This is a genomic window from Streptomonospora alba (assembly GCF_000826685.1).
GTDB lineage: Bacteria > Actinomycetota > Actinomycetes > Streptosporangiales > Streptosporangiaceae > Streptomonospora > Streptomonospora alba.
In genome coordinates, this window is the sequence record NZ_JROO01000010.1 from 98234 (window position 1) to 115210 (window position 16977).

Sequence of the window (16977 nt, forward strand, 5' to 3'; positions counted from 1 at the left end):
TACGCACAGCGAGAGATGGTGACCACTATGATCGAGAAACTGTCCCATGCTGGCGTCACCTCTGACATGGCTTACGCCGCGGGGTTTCTCTCCATCGGCCTGAGTGTCGTGGCCTGGTCGGCGTCGAAAGCGAAGGAAAACGCCGACACCGACCGTGCCGACCGGTGGGGGATGTTCATCGGGGAATGGGCGCCGACGTTCTTCGCATTGGGCGTCGCACTCCGCTTGGAGGAGTCATCCAAGTAGCGCCCGTCCATTGTACGGCGACATAGCGCGTGCCGCAGCGTGTCTGTGCCGCGCAGGGTGCACGACCCATGAGATGACTGAAGGAGTCCGCGGGGAAGCCGGAGCGCTTCGCCCACCGGCTCGGCGAGAAGGTGCTGCAGCCGGGCCGATGCTGCGGCGACTGCCGGTCCTCGTGCCTCCACCCCGCTGGCCGTGCTACTCCCGCGGGGCGGGGCAGCACGGTCGTTGGGCGTCACCGCATCCGGCACCGCTGTTCGTCCACCAGCGAACCTCCGAGGATCTCCGTATCGCGGAGAGCCCGCCGCCGATCTTAGGAGCACAACACCCTAGCTGGCAGTCAGGGTGCCCATTGTGGGGGCTTCGCGGCGCGAAAGACGCTCCGTGAACAGGTCAGCGCACGCTCGGGTGCGCCGCCATGAACGGCTGGACATCGAACCGGTGCTTCGGCACTTGCCCCAGCCGGAACGAGCACCTCACGGTCGCACCATCACCGCATGACAGCGCGTCCGGACCCAAACCACGCGAACCCGATCGTTGAGTCTGCCCGCTGCGTAGTGGAGTTCGCGAGAAGCGCCCGGATCCATAAGGAAGAGCCATGGCCACACAGAGGAAATCCACAAGCAACCCGTTCTCCGGGCTCGTCGATTTCGTAAGCGACCTGAACCGCATGTCGGACGAAATGCACAGTCGGGGGCACGACCAGACCGAGGCCCGCTCCCACGTCAACGCGTGGACACCATTGCTGGACATCGCCGCCAGCGGTGACCAGCTGATCATCCACGCGGACTTGGCGGGCGTGGACGCGGAGGATGTGGAGGTCACCTACACCGCCCCCACGCTCTCGATCGCCGGTGAGCGCCGCCTCCGGGACGGCGCCCCCCATCAGGGGGATTACCACACCAAGGAGCTCAGCTGGGGCCGGTTCCGCCGCAACGTCACCCTGCCCGAAGGCGTCCGCGAAGGGGACATCGCGGTGACGCTTTCCCAAGGGCTGCTTCGCGTGACTGTGGAGCGCTACACCAGGGCCGAGGGCCCCGCCCACCTACCGGTCGCCGACAGCCCGTCCCAGCGCTGACCACCCCTGGTTCACCTGGAACCTTTTCCACCTTGCGTCAGCCGATGTATGCGGCGTCGCCTTCCGGCTCCACGCAAGAGGGACCGCGGCGATTTCGAGGATGGCCTCGTTCTCGCGGTCCTGGGCTCCGGTCCCTTCCAGGTCCAGGGCGACCAGGGGCGCCTGAGTCCAGGGCTGCTCGGTCATGGTGGGCTCCCGGCGTGGTGATCAGTCGTCGTCGTAGCGGGCGTGGACGGACAGCCGCTCGCGCGCCTCGCTGAGTCGGCGCCGTTGGGCTTCGCGCGGTTCGTAGCCTTCCAGAGCGCGTCCATGCGCGGCGTGCAGATGCGGATGATCGACCTCCCGGATCTGGTGGCGCAGCCGGTGCTGGAGGGCGTAGCGGCGCTGCTCCCCGAGCGCATGGGTGAGGACATGGCCGTCTTCGATGAGGAATGGGGTATCGGAGCCGTAGTCGAGGTCGGCCGGGGCCTGGCGGAATTCGGCTTCGGTGGGCGAGCGGCGGTCGGCGGCGCAGCGTCGGCGCTGCGCGGCGGGGCAGATGTCGCAGAGTTCGGGCACGCCCCAGTGGCCGTTGTAATCGGGAATCTCATGGGCGTAGGTGACGCCGCACGAGGTCTTGCGGAACAGCGGGACGGAGATTCCCGAAACTTGCCACGCCCGGACGACCTTGGCGTCGAGCTCGGCGGGCAGCATCTTGCGGCGCTGGTAGTTGTCTGCGTAGGGCACCGCGACGCCCGAGGCGCGCAGGAACTCGGCGTTTTCTTCCTGGTGGTAGTAGCCGGTGAACACCAGTGCGTCCACGCCGGCGGAGTCGGCGACCTCCAGGACCCCGGCCATGGTCTCCGGGTCGTCGTTCCAGCCCGGCACGATGGGACGCCAGTACAGGATCACCTTGGTGCGGTCATTACGGGCGGTGGCTGTCTCGATCGACCGTATGGTGGTGCGGTTTTTGGCGATCGGCTCGACGCGGGCGTCGGCGATTCCGGAATAGGTGAACAGCAGGCTGACCCGAACGTGCTGCAGCGCTTCGAGGGCGGCCATGTCCTCAGTGGTGACGTGGAAGCGGGTGATGATCAGGACGAGATTGGTCATGCCGCGGCGGTCGAGTTCCTCGAGGACGGCGAAGGTGTGGGGTTTGACGCCGGGCAGCATCGGGTCGGTGGCCTTGTTGAACAGTTGCACCGGGGTGGTGTGAGGGCGGAACGCTGCGTGGCCGGTCAGCATCGCGACGGCCTCTGGGGTGGTGACCCGGAGCTGCGGGGTCTTCTGCTCGAAGTTGCCCCAGAAGTGGCGAACGCAGTAGCCGCAGTCGAGCGGGCAGCCGCGTGGCATCGACCACACCGCCTCCGCTGAGAAGAGGAGTCAGACTCGGTTCTCCACGGGCCGAGGGGCGGGCCCCGCCGCTGCCCGGGCGCTGCGGGGGGAGCCGTGGACGTGTACGACGCGTTCGAAACGGGCGAGCGTCTCGGTGCGATGCGAGGCGGCGAGTACGGTGCCGTCGAACTCGGCGATGACGTCGGAGACGATGCGCTCGGTCTCCGGGTCGAGGCTCGCGGTGATTTCGTCCACCAGCAGCACGCGCGGTCGCCGGATGAGCGCACGGGCCAGGCACAGGCGTGCCTGCTGCCCGCCGGAGAGGCGGAGGCCGCCTTCTCCCAACTCCTCGTCGAGATCGGCCCAGCCCTTGGCGCCGACGTGTTCGAGCACGGCGGACAGTTCCGTGTCGGGGCGCGGCCGGGTCCCGCGCAGGAGGTTGGCGCGGACGGTGCCGTGGAACAGCCGGGCGTCCTGCTCGACCAGGGCCACGGCGTCGCGGAACGCCTCGTCGTCGAGTCCGGTGACCGGGACGGTGGTGCCGTCGGCGGCGACGATCTCGACGGTCCCCGCCGACGGGTCCCACAGGCGGGCCGCGAGCGCGATGATCGTGCTCTTGCCCGCCCCGGAGGGCCCGGCGAGGCCGACGTGCTCACCGGGTGCCACGTCGGCCGACCACCCCTCCAGCGTCGGCCGCCGGTCGTCGTAGGCGAACGAGACCCCACGGAACCGGAGGCCGAGAGGACCGCTGGGGACCTCTTGCGGCCGGTCGGGCGCGGATACGACCGGCGGGCGGGTGATACCGGAACCGACGCGCCGCGCGCTCGCGGTGAGGGGATGGAGCTGGGTCAGCACCGCGGTGGCCTCGGTGACGGCCGTGACGCCCGCGAGGGCGAGGGCCACGAGCGCGGGGAGGACCGCCGGGGACAGGCGCGCGTCGGCGGGGCCGGAGAGGACGCCCGCGGCGGCGGCGCTGACGGCGATGACCCCGATCACCACGGCGGTGACGATCAGCTCGCGCACCCCGGCGGTCAGCTGGGAGAGCAGTTCCCGCCGTCGGGTGACCGCGGCCGCCCGCGCGGTGGCCGCGGCGGTCTCGGAGACGATCCGCGGCGCGAGGCCGTAGCCGAGCACCTCGCGCAGGGCGCCGAGCGCGTCGACGGTCCGTGCCGAGAGCTCCTCGCGGTCCTGCTGCTCCCGCTCGCCGGTCCGCCTGGCGGCCCCGGCCCAGCACAGCGCGGTCCCCGCCACCAGAGCGCTGCCGAGCGACATCACCAGCGCAGCCTCGGGCAGCAGGAGCAGGGCGGCGGCGAAGGAGGCGAGGAAGACGGTCAGCGAGGCGCCCACCTGGGCCACGGTGTGGGCGTAGAAGAACTCGAGCTTCTCGATGTCGCCCATCGCGACGGCCGCCGCGCGCCCGGAATGCTCGCGGCGGCGTGCGGGAACGCTGCGTGCATAGGCGTCGAAGAGCGCCATCCGCAGGCGGGCCAGCACACGGTAGGCCAGGGCGTGGGACACGTCCATCTCCCGCCAGGTCAACAGGGTCCGCAGTAGTACGAGCCCGACGGCGGCAGCCCACCAGAGCGGTCCGGGCGGTGTCCGCTCGACGATCGCGTGGCCGACCGCCCAGGCCGTCAGCACCGCCAGACCGGCGAGGCCCAGGGCGCTCGCGGTCGCGACGAGATAGCCGGCGAGCATGCCGCGCCATTCGGGGCGCAGCGCGGGCAGGAGCCGGCCGAAGGCGCGCAGCGCTGCACGGGTACTCACGGAACGCTCCTGTCCAGACGGCCCGAATCCAGCCGCAGCACGGCCGGCACGTCGACGAGGGCCTCGGGGCGGTGGGTGATCATGATGACGATGCGGTCGCGCGCCACCCCGTGCAGCGTCTCGACGACGTCCGCGGCGCGGTCGGTGTCGAGCGCGCTGGTCGGCTCGTCGACCAGAAGGACAGGGCGGTGCGCGAGCAGCGCCCTGGCCAGGGCGAGGCGCTGGCGCTGCCCGCCGGACAGGCTGGAGCCGGCCTCGGCGACCTGGGTGTCGAAGCCGTGCGCGAGCGCGCGCATCTCCTCCAGCACCCCGGCTGCGCGGCACGCCCAGACCAGGTCCGCTTCTCCGGCTGCGGTGCCGGTGACGTCGAGGTTCTCCCGGATCGTCCCGGCGAAGAGCACGGGACGCTGCGAGACGACGGCGATGTCCCCGGTGCGCAGCGGTCGGCCGTCCAACTCGATCCGGCCGGTGGCCGGGGAGAGGAACCCCAGCAGGAGGTCGAAGAGGGTCGACTTCCCCGACCCCGACGGCCCGATGATCGCGCTCAATTCGCCGCGGCGGGCCGTCAGGTCCAGGCCGCTGATCACGTCGGACCTCGTGCCCGGGTACCGGAAACTCAGATCCGACGCCCGCAGTACCGCGGCGGAGGGGGCGGGCGCGTCGGCGCCGTGCCCGTCCGCGGCCTCCGGAGCGGGGCCCGCCGCCTCCTCGCGGCGCACCGGGCCGAACGCGCCGATCTCCTGCAGCCCGGGGATCGCGGTGAGTCCCAGGAAGCCTGCATGCCAATGGCGTGAGAGCTCCCGGACCGGCCGGAACGCCTCCGAGCCGAGCAGCAGGACGAGATAGACCTCCACCGCGGGCGGCTGCCCCGATACCGCGCCCCAGACGGCCACGCCGGCGGCTGCGACGATGCCGCCCTGGACGGCGAGATCCGTGACCGCGGTCTCGGCCAAGCCCGAGCGCATGACCCGTTCGGTCGCCCGGCGCAGCGCCTCCGAGCGGGCGTGCAGGCGGTCGCGGGTCCCCGACACATCGCCGAGGGTCCGCAGCGTCGCCATTCCCCGCAGGGATTCGAGGACGTCGGCGCTGAGCGCCTCGTAGCTGTCCCAGTGGTCGAGCCCGCGCCGGGCGATCATGCGCTTCCACGCCATCGGTCCGAACACGGCCAGCAGGACCGCCGTGGCGACGCCCGCCGCGGCCCACGGCGCCAGGAGCGCGAGGAGGGCGACCACGAGCGGGCATGCCACGGCCACCTGTACGACGGCGGGGACGTATTTCGAGACGTAGGCGTCCGTGCCGTCGACGCCGTCGCCCAGGCTCGCCCGCACCGTGCCGTCCCGGACGGCGGTGTCGTGCAGACGCTCCGGGACCAGCGCGGATTCCATCGCGCGGCGGCGCACGGCCTCCCTGACCCGGCCTCCCAGCCCGCTGGCGGCCGCCGTCTGCGCCAGGGACGCCAGCAGCCTCAGCACCGCGATCCCGAAGATCAGCAGGAGCGCGAAGAGGACGTCCTGCGGCCGCCCGCCCAGCACCGCCGACATCGACCAGGCGATCGCCGCGGCCTGGGCGAGGTGGGTGGAGAACGCAAGCAGCAGCAGCGCGACGCTCGACAGCAGCGCGGCGGGGAACCGTGCTGCCTCGCGCCACAAGGGGCCGACGATCATCATGGGCCGGTCTCCGTCGCGACGCGTCGCCTGCCGGGCAGTGCCGCCAGGGCGTGGATGGTCCAGTGGCCGTCCTCAGCGGCGAACCCCGAGACCGGTCGGCTCCGCCAGTCGCCGGTGGCGGCATCCGCGTAGCAGATGGCTGCTGCTGCGCGGTGAGCGTCCCAGACCGCCGCGGCCAACTCGGCCGTGGCGGCGCCGCTGGGGATCGCCCATGTGTGCAGGCGGGTCGCGCCGCGGACCCAGGCTTGTGCGGAGGCTGCGGCGGTGCGGTCGGCGGCGGCGCCCCTGGCCCCCGTTTCGAGGAACCGGGTGATGTCGGGTGATCGTCGCGCGGCGAGCGCGTCGCGGTGCCGGGGGCCGATCGTGCGCGACTGCGGGAGCGCGACCGCCGCCAGCGGGATCTCCGGCGCGAGTCGGCGGGCGAGCCACCGCCGCGGTTCGGCGGCGGGCGGCACGCGCAGCAGGGCGCGCAGAGCGGCGCCGGGACCGAGCCGCACGGCGAGCCGCTCCGGTGCGTAGAGGAACTCCACGGCGGCGAGGGCGTATGCGGTGTCGGCGATCCACAGCGGCCACGCCCGGTGCCGGTACCGGCCGAAGCTTCGTCCCGGCTGCACCGTCAGGACCAGGTGGGTGCCGTCGGCGGGGCGATCGGCCGCGCCGGGCCAGCCGGCCGCGCGGTCGGCCGCGTCGTCGCGCTTCACGAGCGTGTCCTGCTCCATGTCGTAGGCGTACCGGCCAGGCGCGAGGCCGTCGGCGCCGGGGCCGACGACGAGGTGGGTCCGCACCGGATAGGCGGCGCCGGCCGAGGGCACGGGCCGCCTGTGGATGCCGCTCGGGGTTCCGTCGGGCCGGCGGTGGCGACCGCCGGAGCGCCAGAGCGCGTCGAGGAGTGCGCGTTCCCGTGCGGGGACGGCGACCGGTTCGGCACCGGCCGCCCGCCACGGATTGGCGCGCGGGCCGGGCGGTCGCGGTTCGCCCGGCGAGTCGGGGGTGAAGGCCTGTGCCAGGTCGGCGGGAAGATCCGTGGGACCCCCGCAGGAGGAGTGGAACACGGTGTGGTGGGAGGCGGCGCGCCACGGGTCCGTGCGGGGGCGGGCGGAACCGCGGTGCTCGTCCGCGATGCCGGGAGGCGGATCGGTGCGGGGCATGGTCGGCTCCGGCTCACATGTGGGGTGGCGGGACGAGGGTGAAGTCCTCCGGGTTCCCCGTCCAGGACGCGCGCCACCCGCGTGCGCGGGCGGCCTCCTCGAAACGCGCCATCCCGAGGTAGGCGAACGCGGCGGGGGCGTTCGGCACGAGGCCGGTGATGAAGGTGCGCACCACGCGCAGGGGCGTGCGGCCGACGTCCGCTGTCGTGAGGTCGCGGGTCAGGACGCGGTGGCCGCGGCGGGCGAGCCGCCGGTAGACCTCCTCCATGGAGACGGCGGGGATCCGGGTGATCGGCCGGAGGCCGAGCGCGGGTTCGGTGAACCGCCGGGCCTGCGCGTGCAGCCGCGGATCGAGCCACAGTTGGACGTGGGCGCCGAGGTCGACGATGTTCCGGCAGTGCTCGCCGGCGGAGTCGAGGTAGGACCCGTCCTCCCGGAAATCGAGGTAGAGGCCGCGGGCCATCAGGCCCTGTTCGACGGCACGGAAGACCCAACCGTCGGCGGTGGTGCACCCCTGGGTGTAGACCCAGGTGTGGACCGCCTCAAGTACCGCCTTGCGTGCCGCCCGGACCGGGTCGAGCGCGGCGGAGAACCCCGCGGCGTAGAGCCCGCGCTCCCGGTCGTGGACGAGTGCCGCGACGGCCGGGGCGAGCTCCGAGGGCATGGCGACCAGGAAGGCGCTCAGGGCACCGCCCTGCAGGTCGTCTTCGAGGCCGGGGACGCTCGCGGGGTCGATGCCGAACGTGGGGCCGTCGAGGTGCCACCACAGTTCGAGGGCGTCGCGCTCGACGACTTCCAGGACCCCGCGATCGCGGGCGTCGTCGGCCCCCTGCCCCGTTGCGATGCCCGCGTAGTTCAGGTGGTGGGTGCGGGCAAGGTGCCGGAAGCGCGACTGCCGCCAGTTGAGGTGGACGAGCGCGTCGGGAAGCCAGGCCGGGTGTCCGTCGAGGTCGGCGCACCGGGTCCACAGCGTCGGGGTGTCGTCGGTGAGGGGCGTGTAGGGGAACCCCTGCCTGGTGTACTGCCACGGTGCGAAGCGCGGCAGCCGGGCGGTGTCGAGCACGGGCTCGCTTTCCTCGCGCAGCTCCCCGGCGGTGGCCACGCGGAACTCCTCCGGGGGGAGTTCCGCCGGGAGCCAGTTCCCGCAGTACCGTTCGACGCCTTCGGCGATGGCGGCGATCCGCGCTTGGTCGGCGTCGGCGAAGGACGTGCCCAGCGAGACGCGGTCGGCGGGCCATTCGCCGAGCCGGCGCGCGTCCGCGACGGCGGCGGTGAGCGCGAGGTAGGACGGCGGGGCCCCTTCGGGGCGCGGTACGGGGCGGACGGAGCGGATGATCCCGCACTCGGGGTCGACGAGCGCTTCGGCCGGGAGGGGATCGGCGGGGGCGTCCTGCTCCGGGGCGGCGTCGCCGGCATGGGGTGGGCGTGGGGCGCTGGTGGGGGCCGTCATGGGGGCGCTCCGTTCATGGTGCCAGGTGGCCGCTGCGGGATCGAAGACCGAGCGGGAACGTGATCCGGGGGTCGGCGGGAGGGCCGCGGTCCAGGGCGGAGGCGAGCCCCGGGCCGTGTGGATCCCGAGCCAGGCGTCGATGATTCCGCCGACTCCGCCGGCGCTTCGGACGCGGGCGCGCAGGTCGTCGTCGGGGATCCCGCTGACGAGGCCGTGTCCCCACGGCCCGCTGACCAGGTGGCTCGGCCCGGGCCAGTCCCGCGCGAGGCGTGCGGTGTCCTCCCGGAAGAAGTCGTCGTCCCCGCCGACCGCGAGCAGGGGGTACTCGACCGGGCCGTATCGGGCGCGCGGATCGATCCGCTGCGCGGACCACAGCCTCTGCCAGCCGGTCAGCGCCTCAGGGGGCCATCCCCAGTCGGCGGCCGCGGCGATCGGTCCGCGCTCGCGCGCTCGGGCCGTTCGCCGGTCGAGCTCGGCGCCGGAGAGGGCGGGCTGTGCGCACCGGCCGCGCCCGTGCTGGTGCCACCAGCCGATGCGGTGCCGCAGCTGCGGGCGTCCGTCGGCGTCCCAGGCGGTCTCGGCGAGGCCGAGCGCCGGGACCAGGACGACGATCCCGGCGATCGCGTCCGCGGAGGGGGAGCGCGGCGCCGCGTCCGTCCCGTCTCCGACCGCCTCCCGCGCGGCCTCCAGCGCGCAGTGGCCGGCGTAGGAGGCTCCGAACAGCAGCAGCGGCAGGTTCGGGAACTCCCGCAGGAGGCGGTCGAGAATGTCGCGGCCGTCGGTGCCCTCGTGCGCGTAGGGCGACCAGTCTCCGCCGGAGCGGTACCGCCCGCGGACGTCCTGCACCAGGCAGTGGTAGCCGCGTTCGGTCCATGAACGCGCGATCGGCGCATGCAGGCCCGCGTCGTAGGGGGTCCGGACGAGGACGAGCCCGGTGGGGGAGGCGCAGCGCCACAGCAGCCCGCGCAGCACCATGCCGTCCCGCGTCGGGCATGCGTGCTCGACCGGGCCGTCGGCGGCCGCGCTCATGCGCCCGCCTCGCAACCGGGGGCGAAGGGCTCGGGATATCCCAGGACGGTGTGCTCGGTGGCGGTCGCCGACGCGGAGACGTACTTCCACAAGCTGGTCCGGAACCTCGCCAGCTCATCGGTCTCCTGTGCCCAGGCGAGGGCGACCGTGAGCATCCGGCCGATGAGGAGGGTCCGGGCGGCGGCGGGCAGCGCCGGCGGGGCGTGGCTCGCCGACCGCTGCCAGGCGGCGAGCTCGCGCGCCACCGGACTGGCCGCCAGGCGCCGCTTCTGCACCTGGTCGGCGGTGGGATCGTCGGCCGAAAGGCGGATCGGGTCGACGAAGCAGTTGTCGCCCTCGCGGTACCCGCCGAGCCAGGCGGTCCCCTGCTCCGGGAGGGAGTCGAACGCCGCCCAGCCGGCCCGCTCGGCGGGTGTCTCGGCGAACGCGACCACGAGCCGCCGGCATCCCGGTCCCGCCTCGGGGGCGATCCCGGAGTCGGGCGCCACGGCCGAAGGCGCGGGCTCGTCCGCCGTCCCGCCCCGGTGCCGCGTGATGTCGGCGCCGAGCTCGCCGAGGGCCTCGGCGAGCGCGTCCAGGACCGGACCGCCGCCGAGGAGGACGACGTCGCGCCGCCGGGCGGGCCACCGGCGTTCCGCATCGTCGCGTTCGCGAGCGGCCATCGCCTCGGTGAGCCGGTCGGCGTAGGCGGACGACGCCTCCTCCCCGCCGGCGGTCCCGGCGAGGGCGTCGAGGAGTCCGGGGGGCGGGAACCGCAGGCGCAGGAAGCGCCCCGCCGGGGTGCGGACGGCCCCGGTGCCGTCGCCGTCGACGAGCACGTCCGTGCCGGTGCCGGGAAGGCGGGCGAGGCGGGAGGTCCCTGTCATGGTGGCCCCTTCCAGACGGGTCGGGCGGACGGCCCGGTCGGGGGTGCGAGCCCCCGACCGGGCCTGGTGAACCGTCGTCAATCGACAGGCGGCTCGGTCAGTCGAAGGGGTTCTCGACGAGAGCGTTGGAGTGCGAGGCCGACAGGTGCGCCAGCTGCTCGGTCTCCTCGATCTCGGCGACGATCTCCTCGTTCACGGCGAGCTCCTGGTTGTCCATCGGGGGACTCCCTTCTCCTCAGATGACCGCGTAGACGCGGGTTCGCGGGGGAGCGAACGCCGCAAACCGTACTTGATAACGGTTTTCATTTCCAGTACTTTTTTCGTGTGCCTGATGAACAGCTCGTCATCGCCGACTATCGCGCCGCACGCACCTACGCGGTCGTCGACGGCTCCCTGCGCGAACTCGGCGGCGGCGTCCTCGCCGAGCACGCGGGGTTCCTGACGCTGCCGCATCGCGACGGCTCCCACGCGCGGTGGGCGTTCGCCGACGACCGTGCGGGCTGCCTGGTGGTGGCGGGGCCGGACGGCGAGCGCCGCCATCCGATCGCCATACCGGCCGAACACCTCGCCTGCGACTCCGCCGGCCGCTACGTCGCCGTCACGACCGGCGCCGGGGCCAACACCGCGCCGTGGAGCGACGTGGTGACACTCGTCGACCTGGAGGCGCAGGCGCCCCGCCGGTTCCGGGTGCGGACCGGCGAGCCCGGCGTGATGATCACCCCTGACCAGCGCAGCGGCGACCCCGTCCTCGTGCTCCGCCACCGCGAACCCGGGGCGATCGAGGCGCTCGCGCTCGCCCGCGCCGCGGCGGTCGGCCCGCACGTTCCCGAACTCCGCGGCGACCTCACCGGAGACGTCGCCGAGGACGGGCACGGCGACGTCGTCGACCAGCGCACCGGTGTCGTCGCGACCGCGACACGGCGCGGTCTCGAACGCTTCGTCGTCGAGGACGGCATGCCGCGCCCGGTGGGCATCGTTCCGTGGCCGGTCGACGGGCGCGCGTACTACCTGCGGTTCGACCCGGCCACCGGATGCGCCCTCGGTGTCGTCCGCGGCGGCCCGGGGGAGCCGGAGGCGTGGACCTCGTGGACCAACGCCCTGGTGGAGGTCGAGCTGGCCTCCGGGCGGACCCGCCACGCGGAGCTGCCTCCCGGACTCGCGTTCCGCTTCGCGGCCGGGGGCGGGCGGGCCGCGGTGGCGACCGTGCACCCCGACGGAGACCGGCTGAGCCTCCTCGACCGGGGCGGCCCGCAGCTGCGGACGGTGTGGCGGACCGCGCTCCCGGCGATGTCGAATCCGCCCGCACCGGGCCGGCTGCCCTGGGAACCGGTCGGCGACGCACCCGCCCAGCGGCGCGCCGTGGCCGTCGACCCGGCGGGGACGGACGTCGCCGTAACCGCAGGCGGGGACGGCGTGGTCCACATCGTCCGGGAGGACGCGACCGAGACCATCGCACTCCCGAGTCCGCTCGACGAAGGCGGCCACCTGCTCTGGTGGCCCCCGTCGCCCGGCGCCGGCACCGATCCCATCGGGCGCTGATGACCGGCGGCCCGCCCTATCAGACCTCACCGGCCCTGGACGCTGCGCTCGCACGGTGGGAGCGGCATGCGCGGCCCGGGCTCCCCAACGCCGGGTACAGCCTCAGTCGGCTCGCCGGACGCACCCGGTACGGGATCTACCGCTTCCCCGACCAGACCCCGGTCCTCGAACCCGACGAGCACATCCTGAGGATGGCCCCTTCCCCGGACGGAGCTCGCATCGCCGTTCAGCTCGCCGAGGCCGCCGACGAGGACGCCGTCCTAGGGCTCCTCGACACCGCCACCGGCGAGCTGCGCCGCTATCCCGACATCCGCTGCCGCTACGACGAGGTGCTCTGGCAGGCGGACTCCTCGCGCCTGGAGGTCGCCGCCTCCGGCTCGGGGCGGCTCCTCGACCTCGATCCGGTGAGCGGAGAACGCCGGGAATCCGGCCTCCCCCCGGGGACCCGCGTGCGGCTCTTCCGCGGCGGACGACGAGGAACCGCCGCACAGAGCCGGCCCGGTCGGCCCACCGAACTCATCGACCGCGCCACGCTGCGCACACTCGGGACCTTCCCCGGCATCGTGCGCGTCCTGCCGTGCGGCGATGCGGTCCTCGTCCAAGACGGCACAGGCCTGCAGACCCTCCACGTGGACAGCGCAACCGTGCGCTGGCGCTGGGCGGACCCCGATATCCGCATCACGTCGCTCGCCGCGCACGGCGACGACGTGCTGGTCGCCGGCGTGCGCGAGGGCCGCAGCGTCCTCCTCCGGCTGGTCGAAGGCCGAGTGGTCGAGCACCGACCGGTCCGCTGCGGCGGCGGACCGGCGGTCGCGAGCGGCGTGGCCTACGAGGCGGGAGCGTTCCACGCCCTGGTGGAGGGACCGACCCTGCCTCCGCGGCTGGTCGCCGCCGAGGAGCTCCTCACCGGCCGCGCAGCCGCGCCACGGCGCACGGACCCGGCGCGAACGGCCCGCTTCACCGTCCCCGCCGACGACGGCGCGGAGGTCACCGTCGTCCTCACCTCGCCGAAGGACGCCGAGGGCCCGGCACCGCTCATCCTCACCTGCTACGGCGGCTTCGGCGTACCGAGCCTGCCGGAGTTCGAACCGACCGTGCCCGCCTGGATCGAACACGGCGGTCGCTACGCGATCGCGCAGATCCGCGGGGGAGGAGAACACGGGACCGCCTGGCGCCGGGCGGGCCGCGGACCCAACAAGCGGCGCGGCGTCGCCGACCTCGCCGCCGCCGCGCGCGGCCTCGTCGACGCCGGTCTCACCCGCGCCGACCTGCTCGTCCTCGCGGGCGCCTCACACGGGGGAGTGATCGTCACCGCCTGTGCCCTGGCCGAGCCCGGGCTGTGCGCGGGCGTCGTCAGTACCGCGGCCCCGCTCGACCTGCTCAACCTCGACGCGCATCCCTTGGGCCGCAGGTGGATCGGCGAGTTCGGCGATCCCGGCACCGCCGAGGGGCGTGCCCGGCTCGAAGCGGTCTCGCCTCTGAGCCGAGCGGAGAACCTCGCCCCCGGCATCGGACCGCCCGCGTTCCTCGGCATCGCCCTCGACGAGGACTCCCGGGTCGCCGCCGACGACACCGACCGACTGGTCACCGCGCTCCGCCGCATAGGCGGCACCGCCGACCTGTGGCGGGCACCCCGCACCGGCCACGGCGGCAACCACCTGGACAGCCTGCACCGATTAGGAGCGACCGTCCTCGGCTTCGCCGAACAGGCCACCGGATCAGCAGCCCCCCGCCCCACGCCCGCAGCGCCCCCCGGAACCCGCTGCCCGGACGAGACGAAGCGAGCATGACGACACACGACGAGAAAACCCCCGCCCCTCCGAACGGGCGCCCGGCCACGGCGACCCGGACACCCCCGAGACCGGTTCCGGCGCCGGAGAACGCCCCCAGGACTCCGCGCCGGCGCGCAGGAGCGCTCGCGGCCCGCGTGCTCGTGCCGGTACTCGCGGCCGCGCTGCTGATCGTCCTGCTGCTCTCCGCGAGCACCGGAACCATCCCGGTGCCCATGGCCGACGCTCTGCGGATCGTTCTCGGCCACCTCCTACCGGGAATGCCGTGGATGTCGGACGGTTCCCTGACCACGGTGCAGGACAACGCGGTCTGGCAGTTCCGGCTGCCGCGCGCCCTGCTCGCCGCGATGGCAGGCGCCGGCCTCGCCCTCGCGGGCGCGCTGATGCAAGCGGTGGTCCACAACTCCCTCGCGGAGCCCTACATCCTCGGCGTCTCGGCCGGTGCGGGGGTCGGCGCGGTGTCCTTCATCGTGCTCGGCATCGGAGCGAGCTCCCTGGGCATCGGGGCCGCCGCGTTCCTCGGTGCGCTGACGGCCACGGCCGCCGTCTACCTCCTCGCCCGCAAGAACGGGCACATCGCTCCGCAGCGGCTCATCCTGGCCGGTGTCGCCCTCGGAGCGCTGTTCAGCGCCGTGACCAGCTACCTCACCATCACCACGGACGCGCAGAACGTCTTCAGCATCATGTTCTTCCTGCTCGGATCCGTCTCCGCCGCCACAACCGGGCATCTGGCCCTGCCCGCCGCCGCGCTGCTGGCGGCCGGAATCTTCACGGCGTTCAACGCCCGGGCACTCAACGCGCTTCTCGTCGGCGACGACGCGGCCGCGACCCTCGGAATCAACGTCAACCGGCTGCGCAGCAGCATCCTGGTGACCGCCGCCCTGCTGACCGGATCCGTCGTGGCGGTCTCCGGCGGCATCGGCTTCGTCGGGCTGATCGTCCCGCACATCGCGCGGATCGTCGTCGGGGCGGACCACCGCAGAATGCTGCCGGTAGCGGTCCTCGGCGGCGCCGTGTTCCTCGCCGCGTCCGACCTTCTGGCGCGGACTCTCGCGGCCCCGACGGAGATCCCGCTCGGCGTTCTGACCGCACTGGTCGGGGCACCGTTCTTCCTTTGGCTGCTGCGGCGCGACCGCTCCGACAGCGTGGGGGTCGGCCGATGAGAGTCGACATCGAAGACCTCGACGTGCACCGGGGCGGCCGACCCGTCGTGTCCGGGGTGAGCATCCCGGTGCCGCCCGGCACCGTTCTGGGCCTGCTCGGGCCCAACGGGAGCGGCAAATCGACCCTGCTCCGGGCCGTGTCGGGAATCGCGTCCCCGTCATCGGGGCGGGTGCGTTTCGACGGCGCCGACATCTCCTTTCTGAGCCGCAGGGAGATCGCCCGGCGCGTAGCGGTCATGGCGCAGGAGCACAGCGAGGAGTTCGAGATCCCCGTACTCGACCTCGTCCTCCTCGGGCGCATCCCGCACGGCAAGGGCTTCGGCCGCGACTCCGACCACGACATCGCCATCGCGGAGCAGGCCCTCGACCGGGTCGGGGCCGCGCACCTGGCCACCCGCTCCTTCTCCGCCCTCTCCGGCGGAGAGCGCCAGCGCGTGCTGTTCGCCCGTGCGCTCACCCAGGACACCCCCGTCCTCGTGCTCGACGAGCCCACCAACCACCTCGACATCGCCCACCAGGTCGAGCTCGTCGACCTGGTCAGGAGTGCCGACCGCACGGTTCTGGTCGCCCTGCACGACCTCAACCTGGCCGCACGCTACTGCGACACCGTCGGAGTGCTCGACGGCGGGCGCCTGCGCTCCCTCGGGCCGCCCGAACGCGTCCTCGACACCGACCTGATCCGCTCGGCGTTCGGCGTCGAGTCCACCTCCGTGGCCCATCCGCGCTCCGGCCGGCGGCACTTCATCTTCGACGCCCGGACCCCCGAACCCGGTCCAGACACGGACCGTCCGATCCCCACCGAGGAAGGAAGCTCCACCCCATGAACCGCCGTCCCGCCCGAACGCGTCCGCGCGCCACGACGCGTACCCGCACGCTCCCCTCCACTCTCGCCGCGCTGAGCGCGATCCCCCTCGCCTTGACAGCTTGTGGAACCGGTGTCACCTCCGATCCCTCGAACCCCCAGGGGCCGGAGGAGACCGTGGAAGTCACGAACTGCGGACGGAAGCTCACCTTCGACACCACTCCGGAGAACGTCGTGGGAATGATGCCGTCCCAGACCGAGATGCTCATCCGACTCGGTCTCCAGGACTCCCTCGCCGGCCAGGCACAGACCGATGTCTCAACACTGCCCGAGGACATCGCTGAAAAGGCCGCGGACGTCCCCGTCCTCAGCACGGACGCACCGCCGGCGCGCGAAGACCTCCTCGCCACCGCCCCCGACCTCGTGGTTTCGCCGACGGAGTACGAGTTCACCGCGGAGCAGGGCTTCGCGAGCATCGACCAGCTCAAGGAGAACGGCGCCCAGGCCTATGTGGCGACCGGCGGCTGCGCCGACCGCCGCAACACCGCGGAGGTCACCGACGTCCTGACCGACATCACCGGCCTCGGCGCGATCATGCGCGTCCCGGAGGAGGCCGAGGAGCTGTCGGCAGAGGCCGAGGACCGGCTGTCGGCCGTCGACGATGCGATCGAGGGCTCGCAGCGCCCGAGCGTCGCCCAGGTCTATGTCGAGGGCGAGTCGCTCTCGGCGATCGGCGCCGGCGTGGAAGCGGACATCATCAAGCGGGCCGGCGGCGACAACGTCTTCGACCCGGAGGCACCCGAGTTCGCGGAGTTCTTCGCGGCCGAGATCAACCCCGAAGAGATCATCAGCCGCAACCCCGAGGCGATCGTCTTCGGTGTCTCGGGACCGGCCCAGGAGGAGGAGACCCGGGAATACCTCCACAGCACCTTCCCCGACGTCGCCGCCGTCGAGAACGATGTGCTCATCGCCGTATCCCAGGCCGACCTGCACCCCGGCACCCTCGGCAACATCGACGCCGTCGAGACCATCGCCGAGGAACTCCACCCCGGCGCGTTCTGACCTCAGAGCCCCCGGAGCGTCTGCCCGTTATCGCTTCCGCAAGCAGGATTCGAGCAGGC

Annotated in this window: 14 protein-coding genes; 7 read left to right on the top strand and 7 right to left on the bottom strand. The window is 73.2% G+C overall.

What is annotated here, in order from left to right:
- Positions 1-27: 27 nt before the first annotated feature.
- Positions 28-246, top strand: a complete 219-nt coding sequence (locus tag LP52_RS06615; protein ID WP_040271775.1) for a hypothetical protein — start codon at positions 28-30, stop codon at positions 244-246.
- A 595-nt stretch (positions 247-841) separates the two neighbouring features.
- Positions 842-1321 (top strand): Hsp20/alpha crystallin family protein, encoded by a 480-nt coding sequence (locus LP52_RS06620; RefSeq protein ID WP_040271651.1) that lies wholly within the window; start codon positions 842-844, stop codon positions 1319-1321.
- 207 nt (positions 1322-1528) lie between these two features.
- Here the strand turns inward: LP52_RS06620 and LP52_RS06630 are convergent, their stop codons facing one another.
- From LP52_RS06630 to amiA, 7 genes are all read right to left on the bottom strand, one after another.
- Positions 1529-2653, bottom strand: coding sequence for a radical SAM protein (locus tag LP52_RS06630; protein WP_238580761.1), 1125 nt, complete (start codon positions 2651-2653; stop codon positions 1529-1531).
- Between the two features lie 30 nt (positions 2654-2683).
- Positions 2684-4402 carry an ABC transporter ATP-binding protein gene (locus LP52_RS06635; protein ID WP_040271777.1) on the bottom strand — a complete coding sequence of 573 codons (1719 nt, stop codon included), beginning with the start codon at positions 4400-4402 and terminating at the stop codon, positions 2684-2686.
- The gene (locus LP52_RS06640) at positions 4399-6069 is read right to left on the bottom strand and encodes an ATP-binding cassette domain-containing protein (RefSeq protein ID WP_052809525.1); all 1671 of its coding nucleotides are present in this window, start codon (positions 6067-6069) and stop codon (positions 4399-4401) included. Before LP52_RS06640 ends, LP52_RS06635 begins: the two co-directional genes overlap by 4 nt.
- Positions 6066-7217, bottom strand: coding sequence for a nitroreductase family protein (locus LP52_RS25670; protein WP_052809526.1), 1152 nt, complete (start codon positions 7215-7217; stop codon positions 6066-6068). The genes LP52_RS06640 and LP52_RS25670 overlap by 4 nt, the downstream gene beginning before the upstream one ends.
- Before the next feature lie 13 nt (positions 7218-7230).
- Positions 7231-9696 (bottom strand): YcaO-like family protein, encoded by a 2466-nt coding sequence (locus LP52_RS28255; protein ID WP_238580762.1) that lies wholly within the window; start codon positions 9694-9696, stop codon positions 7231-7233.
- Positions 9693-10562, bottom strand: coding sequence for a hypothetical protein (locus LP52_RS06655; RefSeq protein WP_040271654.1), 870 nt, complete (start codon positions 10560-10562; stop codon positions 9693-9695). The genes LP52_RS28255 and LP52_RS06655 overlap by 4 nt, the downstream gene beginning before the upstream one ends.
- A 97-nt stretch (positions 10563-10659) precedes the next feature.
- Complete coding sequence (gene amiA, locus LP52_RS28710) at positions 10660-10779, bottom strand: streptamidine family RiPP (RefSeq protein ID WP_274518789.1); 120 nt, start codon at positions 10777-10779, stop codon at positions 10660-10662.
- Between the two features lie 107 nt (positions 10780-10886).
- On the opposite strand from amiA, the gene LP52_RS06660 reads away from it, so the two are divergent.
- The 5 genes from LP52_RS06660 (at position 10887) to LP52_RS06680 (ending at position 16918) form a co-directional block, all read left to right on the top strand.
- The gene (locus tag LP52_RS06660; RefSeq protein ID WP_040271658.1) at positions 10887-12101 is read left to right on the top strand and encodes a hypothetical protein; all 1215 of its coding nucleotides are present in this window, start codon (positions 10887-10889) and stop codon (positions 12099-12101) included.
- Positions 12101-13891 carry a prolyl oligopeptidase family serine peptidase gene (locus tag LP52_RS06665; protein ID WP_052809546.1) on the top strand — a complete coding sequence of 597 codons (1791 nt, stop codon included), beginning with the start codon at positions 12101-12103 and terminating at the stop codon, positions 13889-13891. Before LP52_RS06660 ends, LP52_RS06665 begins: the two co-directional genes overlap by 1 nt.
- 137 nt (positions 13892-14028) lie before the next feature.
- Positions 14029-15054: a FecCD family ABC transporter permease gene (locus tag LP52_RS06670; protein ID WP_040271659.1), complete on the top strand. Its 1026-nt coding sequence runs from the start codon at positions 14029-14031 to the stop codon at positions 15052-15054.
- Positions 15051-15878, top strand: a complete 828-nt coding sequence (locus LP52_RS06675; RefSeq protein WP_040271660.1) for an ABC transporter ATP-binding protein — start codon at positions 15051-15053, stop codon at positions 15876-15878. Before LP52_RS06670 ends, LP52_RS06675 begins: the two co-directional genes overlap by 4 nt.
- 155 nt (positions 15879-16033) lie before the next feature.
- The gene (locus LP52_RS06680) at positions 16034-16918 is read left to right on the top strand and encodes an ABC transporter substrate-binding protein (RefSeq protein ID WP_238580763.1); all 885 of its coding nucleotides are present in this window, start codon (positions 16034-16036) and stop codon (positions 16916-16918) included.
- Positions 16919-16977 lie beyond the last annotated feature (59 nt).

Coding starts and splice junctions, on each gene's coding strand:
- LP52_RS06615 (WP_040271775.1), top strand. CDS start 28: ATGATCGAGAAACTGTCCCATGCTGGCGTCACCTCTGACATGGCTTAC.
- LP52_RS06620 (WP_040271651.1), top strand. CDS start 842: ATGGCCACACAGAGGAAATCCACAAGCAACCCGTTCTCCGGGCTCGTC.
- LP52_RS06630 (WP_238580761.1), bottom strand. CDS start 2,653: ATGCCACGCGGCTGCCCGCTCGACTGCGGCTACTGCGTTCGCCACTTC.
- LP52_RS06640 (WP_052809525.1), bottom strand. CDS start 6,069: ATGATGATCGTCGGCCCCTTGTGGCGCGAGGCAGCACGGTTCCCCGCC.
- LP52_RS25670 (WP_052809526.1), bottom strand. CDS start 7,217: ATGCCCCGCACCGATCCGCCTCCCGGCATCGCGGACGAGCACCGCGGT.
- LP52_RS28255 (WP_238580762.1), bottom strand. CDS start 9,696: ATGAGCGCGGCCGCCGACGGCCCGGTCGAGCACGCATGCCCGACGCGG.
- LP52_RS06655 (WP_040271654.1), bottom strand. CDS start 10,562: ATGACAGGGACCTCCCGCCTCGCCCGCCTTCCCGGCACCGGCACGGAC.
- amiA (WP_274518789.1), bottom strand. CDS start 10,779: ATGGACAACCAGGAGCTCGCCGTGAACGAGGAGATCGTCGCCGAGATC.
- LP52_RS06665 (WP_052809546.1), top strand. CDS start 12,101: ATGACCGGCGGCCCGCCCTATCAGACCTCACCGGCCCTGGACGCTGCG.
- LP52_RS06675 (WP_040271660.1), top strand. CDS start 15,051: ATGAGAGTCGACATCGAAGACCTCGACGTGCACCGGGGCGGCCGACCC.